Raw genomic sequence first — 6,238 nt, 5'->3', positions numbered from 1 at the left:
TATTATTGGGAATCCCAGCTTAAATCATAGATACCGTAAGGGATTTTATTCTTTATTTAAAACTTTGCAACAGAACCAAATGAGCTTCATATGTGCTGATGGAGAAACAGGTGAATTAGTAGATATTTTACCTAGTAGGAAATTAGATAAAATAATCCCTTACTTCAATCGCTCTCCGTTGGAGGAAAGGGAAAAAGTTAAATTTTTAGTAACAGACATGAATGCTGCTTACTTTCAATTAACTAAAAATGTCTTTCCTACTGCTAAATTAATCATTGATAGGTTCCATATTGTGAAGCATTTGAACACCGCTTTTAATGATTTTAGAGTCCGAGAAATGAAGAGATTAATTACCAATAAGAAAAAGTCAAAAGCAAATAAATTAAAATCAAACTGGAAATTACTTCTAAAAAATCAAACAAATATTTCCATTTCAGAGTTCAAAACTTGGAGAAGTTTTCCTTCTCCAAAGTACCATCTTTTAACGGAATCTATGGTGATTGATCGACTACTCTCATTTTCTTCTGAACTAAAAGAAGCTTATGACATTTTCCATTTATTAATGTATCACTTTAGAAACAAAGATGACCGTTCCTTTTTCGAACTATTGAAAAATCTACCTGATAGCTTGGATACACAATTTAGAGATAAAATAGAAAATCTGATTTCCTATGAAGAAGGTATTAGAAACGCTCTTAAATATAATTTTTCCAATGGAAAAATTGAAGCTAAGAACACTCATATAAAAACACTTAAAAGAGTTTCCTATGGATTCAACTCATTTACAAATATGCGTATAAGAATTTTCTTGATAAACGGCCTTATTAAAATTAAATAACTAAAAAAGATGATAAATCTGAGAGTAATCTCAAGTTTATCATCTTATATATCCGACTCATCAGTCCGATTTGACAAAGAGCCATTATTGTGTTATTATCACAATATGAGAAAGGAGGCAAAAAGTAATGGGAATTGATTTCATTAATGTCGAGTTTAGAAAGCATGTAAAAGTTTCAGGGGATTTAGGTACAACGGGATCAGTATGTCCTTTTTCACAAAAACAAAAAATGGAAACACTACCGGAAAACTTTTTGCCTCCTTTTATATAATGGGCAAAAATTTATGAATCTATTGCATTTGTAAAAATGCATACGAATGATTAGGCACCGGTTGTTAAACTGGTGCCTTTTTTTTGTTTGATCAGTTCAGTTAGTTTGGAGAACCGAATCTTTAATCATGCTGTAGAAATATGGTGAGTTCGTTGATTTGGTTTTACAATATAAATAGATATGAGGTGAGGTTTATGGTGATGAAAGCAGTGGATTTAGCCTCCTAAAATCACAATATATTTTAGGAGGAAATAAAATGAAAAAGGATAGTAAATCTAAAGAAATGATTCAATCTGAAAAAAGGGGTTCTACTAGGCTTTTAATGATGGTACTCTCCCTATCTGTACTTGTAGGTTCAATTACGGCTGATTCAGTCAATCCCGTACTTCCACTAATAAGCAAAGCTTTAGAAGCTTCGAAATCTCAAGTGAGTTGGATAGTTAGTGGTATTGCACTTGTTCTTGCGATTGGAGTTCCGATTTATGGTCGAATCTCAGACTTTTTTGAGTTACGAAAGCTATATATCTTTGCCATTATGATTCTGGCAAGTGGTAGTCTTTTATGTGCAATTGCCCCGAACCTCCCATTGTTGGTTTTGGGAAGAATGGTTCAGGGTGCTGGGATGTCCGCAATTCCAGTTCTATCAGTCATTGCAATTTCGAAGGTTTTCCCACAAGGAAAACGTGGGGGAGCTTTGGGAATTATCGCAGGAAGTATTGGTGTTGGAACTGCTGCTGGTCCAATATTTGGTGGAGTAGTTGGTCAATATTTAGGGTGGAATGCCTTGTTTTGGTTCACATTTTTGTTAGCCATTATGATTGTTATTGGTGCCTACTACGCGTTACCGACAATTAAACCGGCAGAATCCGTAGGAAGCAATAAGAACTTTGATTTCATTGGTGGTTTATTCCTCGGCCTCACAGTAGGATTACTCCTTTTTGGCATCACTCAAGGAGAAACTTCTGGTTTTTCTTCGTTCTCATCGTTAACTAGCCTAATTGGTTCTGTTGTAGCTTTGGTGGGATTTATTTGGAGAATTGTTACCGCAGAAAATCCATTTGTACCACCTGTCCTGTTCAATAACAAGGATTATGTCAATACGGTCATAATTGCATTTTTTTCGATGTTTGCTTATTTCGCTGTTCTTGTGTTCGTCCCATTACTAGTCATTGAGGTGAATGGACTCTCTTCTGGACAGGCTGGAATGATATTGTTGCCAGGTGGTGTGGCTGTTGCAATCTTATCTCCCTTCGTTGGCCGTCTTTCTGATCGATTTGGGGATAAACGTCTGATAATTACTGGGATGACTCTGATGGGGCTGTCTACCTTATTCTTGTCCACCTATGCATCTGGTGCTTCACCTCTGTTAGTTTCCGTGGGGGTCCTCGGAGTAGGGATTGCTTTTGCATTCACGAATTCTCCCGCAAATAACGCCGCAGTAAGTGCACTCGATGCAGACAAGGTTGGTGTCGGAATGGGGATTTTCCAAGGTGCTTTGTACCTTGGAGCAGGAACTGGAGCAGGTATGATTGGAGCATTATTATCCGCTCGACGTGATGCTACTGAGCCGATAAATCCATTATATATATTGGACGCTATGTCCTACTCAGATGCGTTCCTTGCAGCTACAGGGGCAATACTCATTGCCTTAATAGCTGGATTAGGTTTAAAAAAGCGTGGGTAATAACTTAGTTATGTAAAGATTAGTTATTGTTTAGTTCATCTTCTATAGTTTAAGCTGTAAATAAATAGCTTAGGAATCACGCAAATTTGAATTTCTTAGAATAGAATACTTTTAAGTAACTCAACTTTCGTACACTGTTTTATTGGTGCGAAAGTTGAGTATGTTAAGGATGAAACAATGAAAACATTGGTGATCGTTTCTCACCCAGATATGCCAAATTTCTATTGGTATATACGAATCAGTCAATATCAGAAATTAGTGAATATCTTATATTTAACTCACAAAGTTACTTCACATCCGTGTTTAAAAAAGAAACAGGAAAAACGCCTTTTGAATATAGAAAGAGTGATTTGTAAAGCTGATGGCTAATGCAAAGAATCAATTGCGGCAATCCTTTTGTATCTTTTTCCAGTGTGGCTGCGGTTTCTGTTGACGGGAACAGCAGGGTTTATCGGGAATCTGGTGCCAGATGAGATAACAGATCAGTTACTTTACTTTTACCAGAAAGGGTGTAAGCTAAAACTTAGGCTAGCCATTGCGCTAGCGATTTGGTACAATAAGGGGGAAGTTGAATTATATTTGAAACGATAGGAGGGAGAAGCAAATGAAATCTACAACTAAAGTAACATTTAAAGAACTCCATGTATAGGTGGCTGTGACAAGCTTTACATGGAGTAGAATAATTATTGTCCAAAGCCACCTTTGCAATTGCTAGTACTAACGCAAAGGAGGATATGAAAATGCAATACAAAATAATTAATGGTGCCGTTTACTATGATGGTAATATGGTGTTGGAAAACATCGGTATTGAAATCAATGATAATGAAAAGATTGCTATTGTTGGTAGAAATGGATGTGGAAAAACAACCTTGCTAAAAGCTATTATAGGCGAAATTGAATTAGAAGAAGGAACTGGTGAAAGTGAGTTTCAAGTAATAAAGACCGGTAACCCTTATATTAGCTATTTAAGACAGATGCCTTTTGAAGATGAAAGTATATCAATGGTGGATGAAGTCCGTAAGGTATTTAAGACGCTTATTGATATGGAAAACAAGATGAAACAGCTGATAGATAAAATGGAGAATCAATATGATGATAAAATCATCAATGAATACTCTGATATCAGTGAAAGGTATATGGCTCTTGGAGGTCTAACCTACCAAAAAGAATATGAAACGATGATTCGTAGTATGGGTTTTACTGAAGCAGATTATAAAAAACCCATTTCTGAATTTTCAGGTGGTCAGCGAACTAAGATAGCTTTTATAAAAATACTTTTAACAAAGCCAGACATTCTATTACTTGATGAACCTACTAACCACCTTGATATAGAAACAATACAATGGTTGGAGAGTTATTTGAGAAGTTATAAATCTACATTGGTTATTATTTCCCATGATAGAATGTTTCTTAATCGAATTGTGGATAAGGTTTATGAAATCGAATGGGGAGAGACCAAATGTTATAAAGGTAATTATTCAGCCTTTGAGGAGCAAAAACGAGAAAATCATATCAAACAGCAAAAAGATTACGACTTGCAACAGATAGAAATTGAAAGGATTACACGCTTGATTGAACGTTTTCGTTATAAACCTACGAAAGCTAAAATGGTGCAATCTAAAATTAAATTATTACAGCGTATGCAAATATTAAATGCACCAGACCAATACGATACAAAAACTTATATGTCTAAATTTCAACCGAGAATCAGTAGTTCAAGGCAAGTATTAAGTGCTTCAGAACTTGTGATAGGCTATGATACTCCTCTTGCAAAGGTTAATTTCAACCTTGAAAGGGGACAGAAGCTTGGAATTGTTGGGAGTAATGGTATTGGTAAATCCACGTTGCTTAAAACACTTATGGGTGGTGTGGCAGCATTGTCTGGAGATTTTAAATTCGGATACAATGTTGAAATTAGCTATTTTGACCAACAGCTTGCTCAAATCAGTGGAGATGATACACTATTCGAAATTTTTCAAAGCGAATACCCTGAGCTAAATGACACAGAGGTCAGAACTGCTCTTGGCTCATTTCAGTTTAGTGGAGATGATGTTTTTAGACCGGTGTCCTCTTTGTCAGGTGGAGAAAAGGTTAGATTGACATTATGTAAATTATTATATAAACGTCCTAATGTTTTAATCTTAGATGAACCGACAAACCACATGGATATTATTGGAAAAGAGAATTTAGAGAATATCTTATGCAGTTATCAAGGTACAATTATTTTTGTGTCACATGATAGATATTTTACTAATAAGATTGCTGACAGATTACTTGTTTTTGATAAGGATGGTGTAGAGTTTGTACAATCTACTTATGGTGAGTACGAGAAAAAAAGGATGAATTCTGAAAAGCCATTTAATAACATTAAAGTTGAGCAGAAAGTAGAGAAAAATAACACAGTAAAAGGCGATCGTAACTCCATTGAGAAGGAGAAGGTTAAGAAGGAGAAACGAATTGAAAAGCTTGAAGTGTTAATAAATCAATATGATGAAGAATTAGAAAGATTGAATAAAATCATTTCTGAACCAAACAATTCTTCTGATTATATAGTACTGACGGAAATACAAAAATCAATTGATGATGTTAAAAGGTGTCAGGGTAATTATTTTAATGAATGGGAACAGTTGATGAGAGAATTGGAAGTTATGTAATTTTTGAGTTATGCAATAAGGATGTAAAAGTGTTAATGATACATTCTGGTTGTTGAAAATGTAAAAAAATTAATGAATTTTTATTAGATATAATCGCTATGTGAAGACCTTTTGAGTTTGCCGCATAGCGGTTTTTATTATCTATACTTTGGAATTGTCAAGAAAAGTGTAGTCGTATAAACTCACTAAATTTCCTTTGATTGTTATGCTGCCAGAAGTTGTTCTTCCAGTAGCCCTCTGTATATAACAGGAGGATTGAGCAGGTGGTTTCTGTCGTTGCAGAACCAGATTCTAAATATGGGACTGAAGTATTTGATGAATATGTCATAAGTAAAGAATTTGAAAATGTTCAAGAGGTTATGACGTCTCAAATACAGCAGAAAGGAAGGTTAAGATAAGAGAAACTGAAGTTCAACAATAGTATTTAGATATAGGGTGATAAATCAGATTATATTGTGATTTGTAGAATTGCTTGCCTTGGTGCTAAATAGGTATGGTAATAATGTACTAATCGATTGTTTTGTAGTAAAAAAGCAACAGATAATTAGGATATTTTTCTTGTATTGTTCGTTAAAAAGAGCCAAACGAAGTATATTTTCTCATAGAAGTTGAACATAGTAGACTGATTATTGCCACTGTAAAAAATGAGGAATGTATCCTGTGTTACAGTTATTCCATTAATGAGAGATGAGGATAAAGATAGATTTGTACAGGGGGTTCTGTTGCAAAGTTTTAAATCTACTATCAAATAAGGTAGAATAATAGAAAAAGATAGCAGGAGGAATGACGAT

At 34.7% G+C, this 6,238-nt stretch carries 5 protein-coding genes; all 5 read left to right on the top strand.

Annotated features, from left to right (window positions below):
- The coding region (locus ACHBID_RS10920; protein ID WP_394732344.1) for an ISL3 family transposase at positions 1-838 on the top strand (838 nt) is incomplete at its 5' end.
- 127 nt (positions 839-965) lie between these two features.
- A complete protein-coding gene (locus tag ACHBID_RS10915) occupies positions 966-1,109 on the top strand; it encodes a hypothetical protein (protein ID WP_002360221.1) in 144 nt (47 codons plus the stop codon).
- A gap of 256 nt (positions 1,110-1,365) precedes the next feature.
- Positions 1,366-2,793, top strand: a complete 1,428-nt coding sequence (fexA, locus tag ACHBID_RS10910; protein ID WP_065813868.1) for a chloramphenicol/florfenicol efflux MFS transporter FexA — start codon at positions 1,366-1,368, stop codon at positions 2,791-2,793.
- A 185-nt stretch (positions 2,794-2,978) separates the two neighbouring features.
- A complete protein-coding gene (locus ACHBID_RS10905) occupies positions 2,979-3,149 on the top strand; it encodes an AraC family transcriptional regulator (protein WP_105461295.1) in 171 nt (56 codons plus the stop codon).
- Positions 3,150-3,479: 330 nt separating this feature from the next.
- Complete coding sequence (gene optrA / locus ACHBID_RS10900; RefSeq protein ID WP_394732345.1) at positions 3,480-5,447, top strand: ABC-F type ribosomal protection protein OptrA; 1,968 nt, start codon at positions 3,480-3,482, stop codon at positions 5,445-5,447.
- The last annotated feature ends 791 nt before the right edge of the window (positions 5,448-6,238 follow it).

The sequence above is a fragment of the Streptococcus sp. A25 genome (assembly GCF_043674095.1).
In the GTDB taxonomy this organism is placed as follows: Bacteria; Bacillota; Bacilli; order Lactobacillales; family Streptococcaceae; genus Streptococcus; species Streptococcus suis_V.
The sequence above is the reverse complement of the archived record's forward strand: the minus strand, read 5'-3'. Positions and strand labels throughout refer to the sequence as shown.

Bases quoted from the DNA above. Each gene is read 5' to 3' on its own strand.
- ACHBID_RS10915 (WP_002360221.1), top strand. From the start codon at position 966: ATGGGAATTGATTTCATTAATGTCGAGTTTAGAAAGCATGTAAAAGTT.
- fexA (WP_065813868.1), top strand. From the start codon at position 1,366: ATGAAAAAGGATAGTAAATCTAAAGAAATGATTCAATCTGAAAAAAGG.